Source organism: Undibacter mobilis (assembly GCF_003367195.1).
Lineage (GTDB): Bacteria > Pseudomonadota > Alphaproteobacteria > Rhizobiales > Xanthobacteraceae > Pseudolabrys > Pseudolabrys mobilis.
Genome location: NZ_QRGO01000001.1, coordinates 2,923,043 through 2,938,162, shown reverse-complemented (window position 1 = coordinate 2,938,162; position 15,120 = coordinate 2,923,043). Strand labels below are relative to the sequence as shown.

Genomic DNA, 15,120 nt, shown 5'->3' with positions numbered 1-15,120 from the left:
ATTCGACCGTGCTCCCGCGCATTGTACCCGGTTTTGACAACTGGTTTTACGTCCGGCGCGGCGCTTGGCGATTGTTCGCCCTTTGAGGTTTCATGAGCTCTTCTGAAATCGGAACAAGTTTTTCTGAACTTGGACTCTCCGAAAAGGTTCTCGGCGCTATCGAAGCGACCGGTTACAAAACACCCACCCCCATCCAGGCCCAGGCCATTCCCCACGTTCTCGCGCGCCGCGACGTTCTCGGCATCGCGCAGACGGGCACCGGGAAAACCGCCGCCTTCGTCCTGCCGATGATCACCATGCTCGAGAAAGGCCGCGCGCGGGCCCGCATGCCACGCACGCTGATCCTCGAGCCGACCCGCGAACTCGCTGCGCAGGTTTATGAAAGCTTCGAGAAATACGGCAAGAACCACAAACTCAACGTCGCCCTCCTGATCGGCGGCGTTTCTTTTGGCGACCAGGACACCAAGCTCGTTCGCGGCGTCGATGTGCTGATCGCGACCCCGGGCCGCCTGCTCGATCATTCGGAGCGCGGCCGCCTCTTGCTCTCGGGTTGTGAACTCCTGATCATCGACGAAGCCGACCGCATGCTCGACATGGGCTTCATCCCGGACATCGAGCGCATCGGCAAACTGGTGCCCTTCACGCGCCAGACCTTGTTTTTCACGGCGACCATGCCGCCGGAAATCCAGCGCATCGCCGACAACTTCCTGCACAATCCGGTGCGCGTCGAAGTATCGAAGCCCGCCACCGCCGCCGCCACGATCACGCAATTGCAGGTCGCCGTCGGCCGCGAGGATTACGAGAAGCGCGCGACCTTGCGCCATCTCATCAACACCGCCGAGAACTTCAAGAACGCCATCATCTTCTGCAACCGCAAGCTCGAAGTCGCGGCGCTGCATAAATCGCTGGTGAAGCACGGCTTCAATGCGGTGGCGCTGCATGGCGATCTCGACCAGTCGACGCGCACGGCCGCGCTCGATGCCTTCCGCAAGGGCGATGCCAAGCTGCTGATCGCATCCGACGTCGCCGCCCGCGGCCTCGACATCCCGGCGGTGAGCCATGTCTTCAACTTTGACGTTCCCCATCATCCGGACGATTACGTTCACCGCATTGGCCGGACGGGCCGTGCTGGCCTGACCGGCACTGCGATCTCGCTCGTAGCGCCGTTCGACGCCAAGTCGGTTGCGACGATCGAGAAGCTGATCGGGGCTCCCATTCCGTGGATGGGCGAGCCGGTTGTCGTCGGCGCCGACGACGCCAATGGTCGCCCGCGCCATCGCGGCGGCCAGGATCGCAGCGCCAGCCGTGGACGCGGCGGCCGCGGAGGTCGCAGTGGTGGTGGTCGTGGCCGCGAAGGCGGACGTCAGGAAGGCCGTGGCGACCGGCAGGAACAGCCCAGGCAGGAGCGCGCGCCGCAGCGCGTCGAGAGTTCGCCGCCGCCGGTAGCCGCAGAGTCACAACCTTATCGGGAACGTCCCAGCCGCGAAACCGCCGATACGGATGGCAGCCATTTGCCGGCGTTCCTGTTGAGGCCGGTAAACATCAAAGCTTGAGCATCTTTACGCTGTTTCCAGCGTTAAGGTGCAGACCTACCACCTTAACTGGTTCCGTATTTACCCCTCATTCATATCCCTCGCATACCGTTCCGGTCGGGGGACGCGACGCGGCCACGAAGCGACGCGCCATAACGCCCACAGGCAACGACGCCTCCAGGGGGTTTTTTACGGATGAGCGGGCACAGCGACGAACACGAACGCACGATGGCGTTCTGCGATATCGCGCTGAGCCAGATCAAGGCTCTGCGTCAGCCCGCGACACCGCGCAATTATGAAATCTGGTATTCCTACGCGACGGGCTACCAGCCGTCGCTCAATCAGAAAATCAACGAGACCCTGAGTCAGAACGGCACCCTGTCGGAGGCCGATCTCGACAATGTCTATGAAACTTTCCTGGCGCCGAGCCGGCTGACCGATCGCATCAACACCGTGGGCTCCAAGGTGATGGGCGAGATCGAGCAGGTCATGGCGATGATCGACGCCGCCGCCGGCAGCGCCTCGACCTATACCGAGAGCCTGGCCGACATGAGCGAGATGATCGGCGCCTCCGATCGCGAAGGCCTGCGCGCCATTGTCGAAGGCCTGGTGGCGACCGCCAAGGAAATGGAAGAGTCGAACCATAAACTGGAAGAGCGCCTGTCGGCTTCCAAGAAGGAAATCACCGAGCTTCAGGTCAATCTCGAAGCGGTGCGCACCGAGAGCCTGACGGATCCGCTGACCCAGCTCGCCAACCGCAAGTTCTTCGATACGACGTTGCAGGACGCGATCGCCTTCGCGCGCGATACCGGCGAGCCGCTGTCGCTGATGCTGACCGACATCGATCACTTCAAGAAGTTCAACGACACCTTCGGCCATCTGACCGGCGATCAGGTGCTGCGCCTCGTTGCCATGTCCGTGAAGCAGAACGTCAAGGGACAGGACACCGCGGCACGCTACGGCGGCGAGGAATTCGCCGTGATCCTGCCCAACACGGTGCTGCGCGCCGCCCTCACCGTCGCCGACCACATCCGCCGCGCCGTGATGACCAAGGAACTGATGAAGCGCTCCACCGGCGAGCATCTCGGCCGGGTCACCATTTCGATCGGCGTCGCCTCCCTGCAGCCCGGCGATACCGCGGCCGCTCTCATTGAGCGCGCCGACAACTGCCTCTATGCCGCCAAGCGCCACGGCCGCAACCGCGTGCTGTGCGAGGCCGATCCGGAAGTCCTGCCCGAACAGGCGATGCAGGTCGCCTAGCGGCGATCCCTCGCCCTCCCCGCTACAGCTCGGCCGACACCGACAATGTGCCGATATACGAGCGGCCACTGTTGCCGCTGAAATACCCGGCAAAGCCGTTCGGCTCGATCGCGATATCGACATAGCCAAGCTCGACGCCAAATTTCAGGTGGGCGACCGGCTTCCAGTAGAGATTGACCGCCGTGCGGAAGGTGTCGCTTTGCGGCTTGGCGGCCAGAAGCTCGGCCTTGACCGAGACAAAGCTGGCAAAAATGTTCGACTCGAATTGCTCCGACCATGCGTGGTGAAAGGACGCCACCGCGCTCCAACCCTTGGTCGGGCCGAGCGAGCGCACGATGCTCTGATAGACGACGAGATCGTTCGTGGTGCCGAGATAGGATGAGGCGTCGACCGCATAGGTCGCCTGAAAACTAAACTCATCGTCTTCGGCGATGAACGGCGTCGGAATCTTCATGCCGGCGCTGAGGGCCCAGCCGGTGCGGGTCGCAGCCGTGTCCGGCAGGAACGGCAGCAAAGGCGAGCGCGAAAAGTCGGCGCGGCGCAGTACGCCCGACACATGCGTGGTGAAGGCGTCGGTCTCGCGCCGCCAGCGCATCGCGTAGACCGGGTTGGAGAAATCGAAACTCCAGATGTCGGTGCTGGCATTGGGCGAGGTCGGCAAACTGGATTCGATGCCAACGGCGATCTTGTTGCGCTCATCCAGCGCGTGCTCATAGACGACGGAGGTCGCAGAACGCCCCGGCGAACTGGCGCTGGTCAGAAAGCTGCCCTCCCAGAAGCCCATCAGTGTGCCGGTGTAGCCAACCGTCAACCCGGCCAGACCGACGCTCCAGCCGGTGAAATAGGCGCTGCCGCTGGTCGTGCCATCGTCGGTCGACTTCGACCATTCTCCGCCGATGGTGGACTTGAATTCGCCGAGCGACGTCTGGCGTCTGACTTCGAGACCAGTGCTGGCGGTCGCCGTCCGCGACACCGTATTCTGCGACACGGTGCCGTTGCGGTTGACGAAGCGCGGCACGCCCGCGCTCTGCTTCGCCTGCTGGTAGGTGTAGGAGATGCTGCCGCTGACCTTGATGCAATTCTCGCCAATGGCGAAATAGGCACCGCTGTCATCATTCTCCGCGGCATCCTGGCAGAACCCGGGCGCCCTTGGCGTGACCGGAACTTCCGCGCGAGCCATGCCGGCCGCGCTCATCGCCAGTGACGACACCACCCCAACGGTCCGGACGACTGCCCGGGCAGTCCCACGCCACGCCATAACGCTTCCAGCCCCCGAAATCCTTGCCATTCCGCGGGCAAAGCCGTGAGGGAGTCAAGCAGGTCTAGCGGCGTTTCACCGGACGGCTGCGCGCCTTGGCCGGGACTTTCTTGCGACCTTTGACTTTCTTGGCCGGCTTGACCGTCTTGAGTGACTTGGTGGCCGGCTTCCTGGTCGCTGGCTTTTTCTTGCTCGTGGATTTCTCGCGCGTAACGTCCTGCGCCACCCTCGCCGCGGCGCGCGCCCATTCCGCCAGTTCGCCCGGGTCGTCGTAAAGCCGCTCCGGCAAGCGCCAGTAGGAGGTCACCATGCGCTGGCCGCTCTTCTTGGTGAAGGTCAACGGCTTGGTGTTTTCGCGCGCGTAGGCCTCGCGCGTCGTCTCATCGGTTTTGAAATGGATGGCATCGTCGCTTGAGACGATGCCGAAGATCACGCCGCGGGCGTAAATCCCTCGCCCGCTGAACATGCGTTTGATCTCGATCGCGCCGAACTCGGCGAACAGGTCATGGAGAAAATCATTGTCCATGACCGGCGCTTTCTCTAATGCGCGGCGGCTTCGTCGCCCGCCTTGGCCGGCGTGAGCTGGACGCTCTCGCCGCAGCCGCAGGCCGAGGTCTGGTTCGGATTGTTGAAGACGAACTGCGACGACAGCTTCTCGGTCTTGAAGTCCATCTCGGTACCGAGCAGGAACAGCACGGCCTTGGGGTCGATCAGAATCTTGACGCCCTTGTCCTCGATCACCTCGTCGGTCGGCTTCACCGCATCGGCATATTCCATGGTGTATTCCATGCCGGCGCAGCCGCCATTCTTGACGCCGACGCGCAGGCCCGCGACCGGCTTGTCAGCGTTGGCCATGACTGCCTTGATGCGCGTCGCGGCAGCTTCGGTCAGCCGCATCACCTGGGGCCTCGGTCTCGGATTGGCAGTCGCCATAATTGTCCTCGTCAGTTGACCCTTATCTAAGCACCGATTCCTGAATTTTAAACTCACCACATGTTGAGAACGAGGCGAGCCTCGTCCGACATGCGGCTGGGGTCCCACGGCGGGTCCCAGACCACGGAAACCTTGGTTTCCTTGACGCCGGGCACCGCGGACACCGCATTCTCGACCATGATCGGCAGTTCCTGCGCCGACGGACAGTTCGGCGAGGTCAACGACATATCGACCTTCACCGTGCGGTCGTCGCCGATGTCGATCCGGTAGATCAGGCCGAGCTCGTAGACGTCGGCCGGAATTTCCGGGTCGTAGACGGTCTTGATGCCGGCGATAATCTCGTCGGTCATCCGGTTGAGCTCCTCCTGCGGCAGCGCAGAAGACCCGCTCACGGCCGCGTTCGGGTCGCTGATTTCCGGCGCCACTGCAATGGGCGCGTCCTGCTTCACGGTGTCGTCGCTGGTGTTGTCAGTCACGCGAAGAACTCCTGCGCCTTGATCAGCGCACTGGCCAGAGCATCCACCTCGGCCTTGGTGTTATAGAGGCCGAACGAAGCCCGGCACGTCGCTGTAACACCGAACCGCGCGAGCAGCGGCATGGTGCAATGGGTGCCGGCGCGAACGGCGACGCCGGAGCGGTCGATCACAGTGGCAATATCATGAGCGTGTGCGCCTTGCATCTCGAAAGAGACGATCGGGCCTTTATCCTTGGCCGTGCCAATGATGCGCAGCGAGTTGATCTGGCCCAGCTTCTCGTGGGCATATTTGAACAATTCCAATTCGTGAGCGCGAATGCGCGCCTTGCCGATCGATTGAATGTAATCGAGTGCAGCGCCCAGGCCGATCGCCTGAACGATAGGCGGCGTGCCGGCCTCGAACTTGTGCGGCGGTTCGCCATAAGTGACGCGATCCTCGAACACCTCACGGATCATCTCGCCGCCACCGTTATACGGCCGCATGGCCTCGAGGTGCTCCATCTTGCCCCAGAGCACGCCGATGCCGGTCGGGCCGTAGAGCTTGTGGCCGGTCATGACGAAGAAATCGCAGCCGATGTCCTGGACGTCGATATCCATATGTACGGCGCTCTGAGAACCGTCCACCAGCACCGGAATGCCGCGCGCATGGGCAATACGCACGACCTCTTTCACCGGCACCACAGTGCCGAGCGCATTCGACATCTGTGTGATCGCCACGATCTTGGTGCGCGGCGTGAGCAGCTTCTCGAATTCATCGAGGAGGAAATTGCCCTCCTCATCCACCGGCGCCCACTTGATCACCGCACCACTGCGCTCGCGGTGGAAATGCCACGGCACGATGTTGGAATGGTGCTCCATGATCGAAAGGACGATCTCGTCGCCCGCATTGAAACGCCCGGCGCCGAAACTTGAGGCCACCAGATTGAGCGCCTCGGTGGCGTTGCGCGTGAAGATGATCTCTTCCTTGCGCGGCGCGTTGATAAACTTCTGAACCTTCTCGCGCGCGCCCTCGTAAGCCTCGGTCGCCTCATTGGCAAGATAATGCAGGCCGCGATGCACATTGGCGTATTCACGCGTATAGGCCTTCATCAGCCGGTCGAGCACGGCCTGCGGCTTCTGCGCCGAGGCGGCGTTGTCGAGATAGACCAGCGGCTTGCCGTAGACCTGCATGGCCAGCGCCGGGAAATCGGCGCGAATCTGCTCGACGTCGTAGGTACCGTTGGTAACCGCTGGATGCATGGTCATCCCCGCGTCTCCAGCCAGGCGAGCGCCGCGGTCATGATGGCGTCGCGGAAGCCCTCATCCGCGATCTCTTCCACGGTCTCGCCAATGAAAGCCTGGATCAGCAGCGCCTCGGCCTGCTGCTCGTCGATGCCGCGCGACATCAGATAAAATTTCAGCATGGGGTCGAGCGCGCCGGCGGTGGCGCCATGGCCGCAAACCACGTCGTCGGCAAAGATTTCCAGTTCGGGCTTGTTGTCGGCCTCAGCGTCGTCGGACAGCAGCAGTGCCCGCGTCATCATCTTGGAGTCGGTCTTCTGCGCGCCGGGCTTGACCACGATCTTGCCCTGGAACACCGAACGGCTTTCGCCGTCCAGCACCGCCTTGAACTGCTCGCGGCCGGCGCAATGGGCGGCGACATGCTCGATCAGCAGCGTGTTGTCGACATGCTCCTTGCCGCGTACCAGATTGACGCCGCGCATGGCGCCTTTGGAATGCTCGCCGGCAAAGCGAACGAAGCTCTGGTTGCGCACAATGCCGACATCCTGATTGAGCACGAAGGTGTCGAAGCGCGCGTTCTTGCCGGCGCTCAGCAACAAGCTACCGAGATGAATGCCGCGATTGGCGACCACCTTGTAGTAATCGACTTCCGCGCCGTCGCCGACGATCAGCTCGAGCGCCGTGTTGACCTGAGCGGCAACGCCTTCATGGCTCTCCGCGATGACCGCCTTCGCGCCCTTCTCCACCACGACCAGCGAGCGCGTGAAGGATGAGGCTTCGCTCTGCGTCACGAAGACGAGATGCAGCGGTCGCGTCAGCACCGTATTGGCAGCGACGCGGATCACCACGCCGTCGCCCATTAGCGCCGTGTTGAGCGCGACAGCGATGTCGTCGGTTTCAAAAGTCTGGCCGAGCTTGGCCGTGACGTCGGCATCGCCCTTGGTCAGCGCCTCGGCCATCGAGCCGATGGACAGCCCCGCTTCCGGCGACAGGTCGGACAGTTCCGGCACGAAAGCGCCGTCGACGAAAGTCAGCTTGCGCGGCTTTAACGCCGCGAACACGGCGCCGGCGTTCTTCGCATTTGCCTTCGCTGCCGCATCCGGCGGCGCAGCAAGCGGCAGCGCCTCGCGCAAACCGGTGCGCAGGTCGGTGTATTTCCACGCCTCGACGCGGCGCGTCGGCAGGCCTGTGGCGTCAAAGCGCCTGAAAGCGTCCTCGCGCAGCGACGCGACCGCGCCCTTGCCCGGCAGCGTGCCGCGCGCGCTATCGAAGGCGGCTGCGATCGCCTGCTCGGCGGGGGTCCTGATGGGAGTTACATCAGCCATCGTGCGTTCCTACGCCGCCTCGTCCGTGTATTGCGCGTAGCCCTTGGCCTCGAGTTCGAGCGCCAGATCCTTGCCGCCCGAGCGCACGACGCGGCCCTTGGCCATCACGTGAACGACATCCGGCACAATGTAGTCGAGCAGACGCTGATAATGCGTGATGACAATCATCGAGCGCTCCGGCGAGCGCAGGCGGTTGACGCCTTCCGACACGGTTTTCAGCGCGTCGATATCGAGACCGGAGTCGGTTTCGTCGAGCACGGCAAGGCTCGGCTGCAGGATCGCCATCTGCAAAATCTCGGCGCGCTTCTTCTCGCCGCCCGAGAAGCCGACATTGACGCCGCGGCGCAGCATGTCCGGGCTGATGCCGAGCTTGTCGGAGGTGTCGCGCACCATCTTTATGAATTCCGGCGTCGAGACTTCGTTCTCACCGCGCAGCTTGCGCTGGGCGTTGAGCGCGGTGCGGAGGAACGTCATCGTGGCAACGCCCGGCACCTCGACCGGATACTGGAAGGCGAGAAATACGCCCTTGGCGGCGCGTTCGTTCGGCTCCATCTCGAGAATGCTTTCGCCGTTGAGCAAAACGTCGCCCTCGGTCACGGCATAACCGGGCCGGCCGGCAAGCACGTAAGCCAGCGTCGACTTGCCGGAGCCGTTCGGCCCCATGATGGCGGCGACCTGGCCCTTCTCGATGGTCAGATTGAGACCGTTGAGGATCTTCTTGCCCTCATTCTCGATCTCAACATGCAGGTTCTTGATCTCAAGCAGTGACATTTTCTTCTCTCTGACTCTCTTAACCGACCGAGCCTTCAAGGCTGATCGAAATCAGTTTCTGCGCTTCCACCGCGAATTCCATCGGCAGCTGCTGCAGCACGTCCTTGACGAAGCCGTTGACCACGAGCGCGGTCGCCTCTTCCGCCGACATGCCGCGGCTCTGGCAGTAGAACAGCATGTCCTCGGAGATCTTGGAGGTAGACGCCTCATGTTCGAACACGGCGGAGGAATTCTTCGCTTCCATGTACGGCACAGTATGCGCGCCGCACTTGTCGCCGATCAGCAGCGAGTCGCAATTGGTGAAGTTGCGTGCGCCGGTGGCCTTGCGGTGCGCGGTGACGAGGCCGCGATAGGTGTTCTGCGACTTGCCCGCGGAGATGCCCTTGGAGATGATCCGGCTTACGGTGTTCTTGCCGAGATGGATCATCTTAGTGCCTGAATCGACCTGCTGGTGGCCGTTCGAAATCGCGATCGAATAGAACTCGCCGCGCGAACCGTCGCCGCGCAGGATGCAGCTCGGATATTTCCAAGTGATCGCCGAGCCGGTCTCGACCTGCGTCCACGAGATCTTCGAGTTCTTGCCGCGGCAGTCGCCGCGCTTGGTGACGAAGTTGTAGATGCCGCCCTTGCCGTTGGCGTCGCCGGGATACCAGTTCTGCACCGTCGAATACTTGATCTCGGCGTTATCCAGGGTGACCAGTTCAACCACGGCGGCATGAAGCTGGTTCTCGTCGCGCATCGGCGCGGTGCAGCCTTCGAGATAGCTCACATAGGCGCCTTCGTCGGCGATGATGAGCGTGCGTTCGAACTGACCGGTGTTCTGCTCGTTGATGCGGAAGTAGGTCGACAGCTCCATCGGGCAGCGCACGCCCTTCGGCACGTAGACGAACGAGCCGTCTGAGAACACGGCCGAGTTCAGCGTCGCAAAGAAATTGTCCGAGGTCGGCACCACCGAACCCAGGTACTTCTTGATGAGGTCGGGATGCTCCTGGATCGCTTCCGACATCGGCATGAAGATCACGCCGGCGCGCTTGAGCTCTTCCTTGAAGGTCGTTGCCACCGACACCGAGTCGAACACGGCATCGACCGCGACGCGGCCGGACGAGCGCATGCCTTCCAGCATGTCGCCATCGAGCGTCGACGGCTCGTTCTGCTTGCGGACGCCGGCAAGGATCTCCTGCTCTTTCAGCGGAATGCCGAGCTTCTCATAGGTGCGCAGCAGTTCGGGATCGACGTCGGCCAGCGACTTCGGTGCCTTGAACGCCTTCGGCGCCGAGTAATAGTAAGCGTCCTGATAATCGATCTTGGGATAGTGGACGCGCGCCCAGGTCGGCTCCTTCATCGTTAGCCAACGACGAAAGGCGTCGAGCCGCCACTGCAGCATCCACTCCGGCTCGTTCTTCTTGGCCGAGATGAAACGGACGGTGTCTTCGCTGAGGCCCTTGGGGGCCTTTTCGGATTCGATATCGGTGACGAACCCGTATTTGTATTGGTCAACGTCGATCTGTCGGACCCGATCGACGGTCTCTTGTACGGCCGGCATTCTTCCCTCCGCTCACGGTTTCAAGGACCGCGGGTTGGATCAGTCGGTTATGGTCGGTTCGCGTGTCTGGTCGCGATCGTTCCTGGTTGAGTTCGGTTCAAGCGGCGTGCGCGTGCCTTTTAGTTAGGGACGCAGACACCTTTTTCCAAGCATTTAGAAGGATTTCGACGTCGGCTTCGGTCGTGGTCCAGCCGATCGAGACGCGCAGCGCGCCGGCGGCCAGCGCCGGGTCTGCAGCCATCGCGGTCAGGACGTGAGACTGGGTCACCTTGCCCGACGAACAGGCGGAACCGGACGAAACGGCCACCCCGTTGAGATCGAAGGAAATTACGGCCGTTTCGGCTTTCAGACCGGCAGCCGAAAAATAGGTGGTGTTGGGCAGGCGCGGAACTTCGGCGCCAAACACGACCGCGTCGGGGGTCGCGCGCGTCAACTGGGTCTCGAAGCGATCGCGCAAGGCCGACATGCGCTGCGCGTCGACCTGGTAGCCGGCAGTGGCGGCTGCGGCCGCGGCGCCGAAGCCGGCGATGGCCGCGACATTTTCGGTGCCGGCGCGGAAACCGCGCTCCTGCCCGCCACCTTTGATCAAGGGTGTCGCCGGTTGCGGACCGTTCAGCACCAGCGCGCCGGCGCCCTGCGGGCCGCCGATCTTGTGCGAGGAGATCGTCAACATATCCGTGCCGAGCGTCGCGATATCGCAGTCGATCCGGCCGGCCGTCTGCACCGCGTCGACATGGAGAATGCCGCCGGCTTCGTGGACCAGCGCAGCAATCTCCGCGATCGGCTGAATGACTCCGGTCTCGTTGTTGGCGTGCATCACCGACACGAGCGGCCGCCCGCCCTTGGTCAGCAGACCGCGCAGAGCGACAAGATCGACCACGCCCTCCGCCGTCACCGGCAGACGCTCGACCGCTTCGACCGGAAACCGGCCACCGCTGAGCACCGAGGCATGCTCGATGGCCGACACGATCAGGCGGTCGCAGGTCACCTGCTTGCCGAGGACGACCAGGTGCGGCGTCAGCGCCAGCATGTTGGCTTCGGTGGCGCCGCTTGTGAAAATGACCGACTTGGCCTCGCCCCCGACCAAGGCTGCCACATGAGCGCGGGCTTTCTCGACCAAGGCGCGGGCTGCGCGGCCTTCGGAATGAACCGAGGACGCCGCCCCGGTCAGGTCCAGGGCAGCGAGCATCGCGCCCCGTGCCTCAGGCCGCAGTGACGCAGTCGCATTCCAGTCGAAATAGGCACGCGCGCTCATGAAACCTTCGTGTACCTGAATACCTTTTCAGCCCGCACCGGGTGCTAGGCCTCGCAAAAAGCTTGCTTTTCGCCCTGGCGCCTGTGTTAGAAGCCGCCATCCACAAGGGCCACTTATAGCCATTGTTGCGGCGCTGACCAGCGAAAACCATATAATTAGAACAATTCTAAAGAGGTATTGTTCGGTCGCGAGCGACGTAAAATATCACGATGCCGCAAAGGCTTGAGCCGCGGCTTTGAATTAGAGGTTGACCATCATGCCTGAGGTCATTTTCACCGGACCAGCCGGCAGAATTGAAGGCCGGTATCACCCGGCGCGGCAGAAGAACGCCCCGATCGCCATCATCCTGCACCCGCACCCGCAGTTCGGGGGCACGATGAACCACGCCATCATCTATCAGCTCTACTACGCCTTCGTGCACCGCGGCTTCTCGGCGCTCCGCTTCAACTTCCGCGGCGTCGGCCGCTCGCAGGGCTCCTTCGACCACGGCACCGGCGAACTGTCGGACGCGGCTGCCGCGCTCGACTGGGCACAGACCATCAATCCGGAAGCCAAGAGCTGCTGGATCGCCGGCTTCTCGTTCGGCGCGTGGATCGGCATGCAGCTTCTGATGCGCCGCCCGGAGATCGAGGGCTTCATTTCGATCTGTCCGCCGGCCAACCTCTACGATTTCTCGTTCCTGGCGCCCTGCCCGTCCTCCGGCCTCATCATCCACGGCGACAAGGATGCCGTGGTGCCGGCCAAGGACGTCAACACGCTGGTCGAGAAGCTGAAGACGCAGAAGGGCATTGTCATCGAGCAGAAGGTCGTGCCCGGCGCCAACCACTTCTTCGACGGCAAGGTCGACACCCTGCTGGGCTCGGTCGAGCAGTATCTCGACAAGCGGCTGAAGGCCCCTGAGCGCAAGCCGGCAGCGTAAGCCACCGGCGACATAACGAAGTCGGTCATCATCCGCGAAAGCGGATGATCCAGGACTCACGGTTGTCCGCTATTTCATGGGATGCGTTCCTGGACGCCACGCCTTCGCGGAGCCTGACGGCAACGCAGTTATGGCGTTGCGATAACGCCGCCGCTCATCGCCTGCGGCGCGCCGGTGGTCTGCGGGAACGTGATCGGCAGTCCGCCCAGCGTGCGCATCGCCAGATAAGCGAAGGCCTGCGCCTCGATCGACTGCGACGACCAGCCGACCGCGTCGGCTGTCTCGACGGTGGCGGGCGCAAGGCGCTGACTTAGCATTTTCATCAAGGTCGGATTGCGGGCGCCGCCGCCGGCGACAATCCATGCTTTCGGCGCTTGCGGCAGCCGCGCGACCACGCGCGCCACCGACGCCGCGGTCAGTGCCGACAATGTCGCGGCACCGTCGGCAACCGAGAGCTCCGGCAGCCCAACATTGGCCAGCGCAAAATCATTGCGATCAAGCGACTTCGGACACGGCTGGTCGAAGAACGGATGCTTGAGCACGCGGGCGATGAAGTCTTCATCCACCCTGCCGCGCGCAGCCTGGTCGCCGTCGCGATCGAGCGGCGCGCCGGTGGTGGCGCGCATGAAATCGTCGATCAGCGCATTGCCCGGCCCGGTGTCGCAGGCGACCGGATCGCCACCGTCTACCCAGGTGACATTGGCAACGCCGCCAATATTGAGCACGGCAATCGGATGCGGCCGCTCGATGCTGCGCGCCAATGCTCGATGAAAGATTGGCACCAGCGGCGCGCCCTGCCCGCCGGCCGCAACATCGGCGGCGCGGAAATCGTAGGCCACGGTCAGGCCGAGGCGCTTGGCCAAAGCCGCGCCGTCGCCGATCTGCACCGTCAGTCCGTCGCCCGGCCGGTGCAGCACGGTCTGGCCGTGGAAGCCGACAATGGTGACGGCCTTGCGGGCGATGCCTTCGGCGTCGAGAAACGCCTCGACGGCCTCGGCATGGGCGCGGGTGATGAAGGCTTCGGCTTCGGCCAGTACGCCCGGCCGCGCGGTGCGCGACGTCAGCGCCCGCGCGTCCATCAAGGCCTGCCTCAGCAGGGCCCGCTCGTTGTCGGCGTAAGCGCGGTAACTGGTCGGCCCGAACGCCATAATGCGTTCGCCGTCGGTCTCAATGGCGGCGACATCGACCCCGTCGAGCGAGGTGCCGCTCATCAGGCCGATCGCCAGCCCCCTGTTGCCGCTCGCCAAGGCCCCAATCCCCTTGAGTTGAATCCAATGCCGGACCTGTTACACCACGCCAGGCGAAGCGCAAACAGGCCCCCTATGAGCACCTATAAGTCTGATTTCCTTAACATTCTCAGCGAGCGCGGCTTCATCCACCAGATCTCGGAGCCGGACGCTTTGGACGCCAAGGCGGCCGAGGGCCGGATCACGGCCTATATTGGCTATGACTGCACGGCGCCCTCGCTGCATATCGGCCACCTGTTGCCGACCATGATGCTCTACTGGCTCCAGCAGACCGGTCACCAGCCGATCGCACTGATGGGTGGCGGCACCACCCGCGTCGGCGATCCGTCCGGCAAGGACGAGAGCCGCAAGGTGCTGACCGAAGAGGTCATCAACGAGAACCTCGCCTCGATCCGCAAGACCTTCTCGAAATTCCTCAAATTCGAGAGCGATGGCGGCAATGCCATCATGGCCAACAATGCCGACTGGCTGAACACGCTTAATTACATCGACTTCCTGCGCGACGTCGGCCGCCACTTCTCGGTCAACCGCATGCTGTCCTTCGACAGCGTCAAGCTGCGGCTCGAGCGCCAGCACGAATTGTCGTTCCTCGAATTCAATTACATGATCCTCCAGGCCTACGACTTCGCGGAGCTGAACAAGCGCTACGGCTGCACGCTGCAGATGGGCGGCTCGGATCAGTGGGGCAATATCGTCAACGGCATCGATCTCGGCCGCCGGCTCAACAACGCGCATTTGTTCGCGCTCACCGCGCCGCTGATCACCACGGCCTCCGGCGCCAAGATGGGCAAGACTGCCGCCGGCGCGGTGTGGCTCAATGCCGATCTGCTGGCGCCCTACGGCTACTGGCAGTTCTGGCGCAACACCGAGGACGGCGACGTCACGCGCTTCCTCAAGCTGTTCACGATTCTGCCACTCGATGAGATCGCGCGGCTCGGCGCGTTGCAGGGTGCCGAGCTTAACGAGGCCAAGAAGGTACTGGCAACGGAAGCGACCGCGCTGATGCACGGCCGCGCCGCGGCGGACGAAGCCGCCGAGACCGCGCGCAAGACCTTCGACGAAGGCGCCTTCGCGGAAAATCTGCCGACCGTCGAGATCGCGCGCGACAAGCTCGCGGCCGGCGTCGGCGTGCTCGTCGCCTTTGCCGAGATCACCGCCCTCGTTTCCTCGAATGGCGATGCACGCCGTCAGATCAAGGCCGGCGGCCTGAAAATCAACGACGCCAACGTCACCGATGAAAAGATGACGCTGACGCAGAAGGATCTGACGCCTGAAGGCGTCATCAAGCTCTCGCTCGGCAAGAAGAAGCACGTGCTGCTGAAGCCGGTGTAACCGTCGCCCGGCCTCATAGCGAGGAGCAGCGCGAAGCGCTGCGTCTCGA

The 15,120-nt window shown here is 63.2% G+C and carries 14 protein-coding genes; 4 read left to right on the top strand and 10 right to left on the bottom strand.

Features of this window, described 5'->3' with window-relative positions; translation table 11 throughout:
- The first annotated feature begins 92 nt into the window (after positions 1-92).
- Together DXH78_RS13970 and DXH78_RS13965 are read left to right on the top strand one after the other, a co-directional pair.
- Positions 93-1,553 (top strand): DEAD/DEAH box helicase, encoded by a 1,461-nt coding sequence (locus DXH78_RS13970; protein WP_115517605.1) that lies wholly within the window; start codon positions 93-95, stop codon positions 1,551-1,553.
- 174 nt (positions 1,554-1,727) lie between these two features.
- Complete coding sequence (locus tag DXH78_RS13965) at positions 1,728-2,792, top strand: GGDEF domain-containing protein (RefSeq protein ID WP_115517604.1); 1,065 nt, start codon at positions 1,728-1,730, stop codon at positions 2,790-2,792.
- A gap of 22 nt (positions 2,793-2,814) precedes the next feature.
- Here the strand turns inward: DXH78_RS13965 and DXH78_RS13960 are convergent, their stop codons facing one another.
- The 9 genes from DXH78_RS13960 to DXH78_RS13920 form a co-directional block, all read right to left on the bottom strand.
- Positions 2,815-3,972, bottom strand: coding sequence for a porin (locus DXH78_RS13960; RefSeq protein WP_168192815.1), 1,158 nt, complete (start codon positions 3,970-3,972; stop codon positions 2,815-2,817).
- A gap of 142 nt (positions 3,973-4,114) precedes the next feature.
- Positions 4,115-4,576 (bottom strand): TfoX/Sxy family protein, encoded by a 462-nt coding sequence (locus tag DXH78_RS13955; RefSeq protein ID WP_115517602.1) that lies wholly within the window; start codon positions 4,574-4,576, stop codon positions 4,115-4,117.
- Positions 4,577-4,590: 14 nt separating this feature from the next.
- On the bottom strand, positions 4,591-4,983 hold the full coding sequence (sufA, locus tag DXH78_RS13950) for a Fe-S cluster assembly scaffold SufA (protein ID WP_115517601.1): 393 nt from the start codon (positions 4,981-4,983) through the stop codon (positions 4,591-4,593).
- Between the two features lie 53 nt (positions 4,984-5,036).
- A complete protein-coding gene (locus DXH78_RS13945) occupies positions 5,037-5,459 on the bottom strand; it encodes an SUF system Fe-S cluster assembly protein (protein ID WP_430727487.1) in 423 nt (140 codons plus the stop codon).
- Entirely contained in the window at positions 5,456-6,703 is a 1,248-nt protein-coding gene (locus DXH78_RS13940) for a cysteine desulfurase (RefSeq protein ID WP_115517600.1), read from the bottom strand. Before DXH78_RS13940 ends, DXH78_RS13945 begins: the two co-directional genes overlap by 4 nt.
- Positions 6,700-8,004 (bottom strand): Fe-S cluster assembly protein SufD, encoded by a 1,305-nt coding sequence (gene sufD, locus DXH78_RS13935; protein WP_115517599.1) that lies wholly within the window; start codon positions 8,002-8,004, stop codon positions 6,700-6,702. The genes DXH78_RS13940 and sufD overlap by 4 nt, the downstream gene beginning before the upstream one ends.
- Before the next feature lie 9 nt (positions 8,005-8,013).
- The gene (gene sufC / locus DXH78_RS13930; protein WP_115517598.1) at positions 8,014-8,775 is read right to left on the bottom strand and encodes a Fe-S cluster assembly ATPase SufC; all 762 of its coding nucleotides are present in this window, start codon (positions 8,773-8,775) and stop codon (positions 8,014-8,016) included.
- A 19-nt stretch (positions 8,776-8,794) separates the two neighbouring features.
- On the bottom strand, positions 8,795-10,318 hold the full coding sequence (gene sufB / locus DXH78_RS13925) for a Fe-S cluster assembly protein SufB (protein ID WP_115517597.1): 1,524 nt from the start codon (positions 10,316-10,318) through the stop codon (positions 8,795-8,797).
- 97 nt (positions 10,319-10,415) lie between these two features.
- Positions 10,416-11,573, bottom strand: coding sequence for a cysteine desulfurase family protein (locus DXH78_RS13920; RefSeq protein ID WP_115517596.1), 1,158 nt, complete (start codon positions 11,571-11,573; stop codon positions 10,416-10,418).
- 256 nt (positions 11,574-11,829) lie between these two features.
- On the opposite strand from DXH78_RS13920, the gene DXH78_RS13915 reads away from it, so the two are divergent.
- On the top strand, positions 11,830-12,492 hold the full coding sequence (locus DXH78_RS13915) for an alpha/beta hydrolase (RefSeq protein ID WP_115517900.1): 663 nt from the start codon (positions 11,830-11,832) through the stop codon (positions 12,490-12,492).
- A 128-nt stretch (positions 12,493-12,620) separates the two neighbouring features.
- On the opposite strand, the gene DXH78_RS13910 is transcribed toward DXH78_RS13915, so the two are convergent.
- On the bottom strand, positions 12,621-13,703 hold the full coding sequence (locus tag DXH78_RS13910; RefSeq protein ID WP_115517899.1) for an anhydro-N-acetylmuramic acid kinase: 1,083 nt from the start codon (positions 13,701-13,703) through the stop codon (positions 12,621-12,623).
- 111 nt (positions 13,704-13,814) lie between these two features.
- On the opposite strand from DXH78_RS13910, the gene tyrS reads away from it, so the two are divergent.
- A complete protein-coding gene (gene tyrS / locus DXH78_RS13905) occupies positions 13,815-15,071 on the top strand; it encodes a tyrosine--tRNA ligase (RefSeq protein WP_115517595.1) in 1,257 nt (418 codons plus the stop codon).
- Positions 15,072-15,120 lie beyond the last annotated feature (49 nt).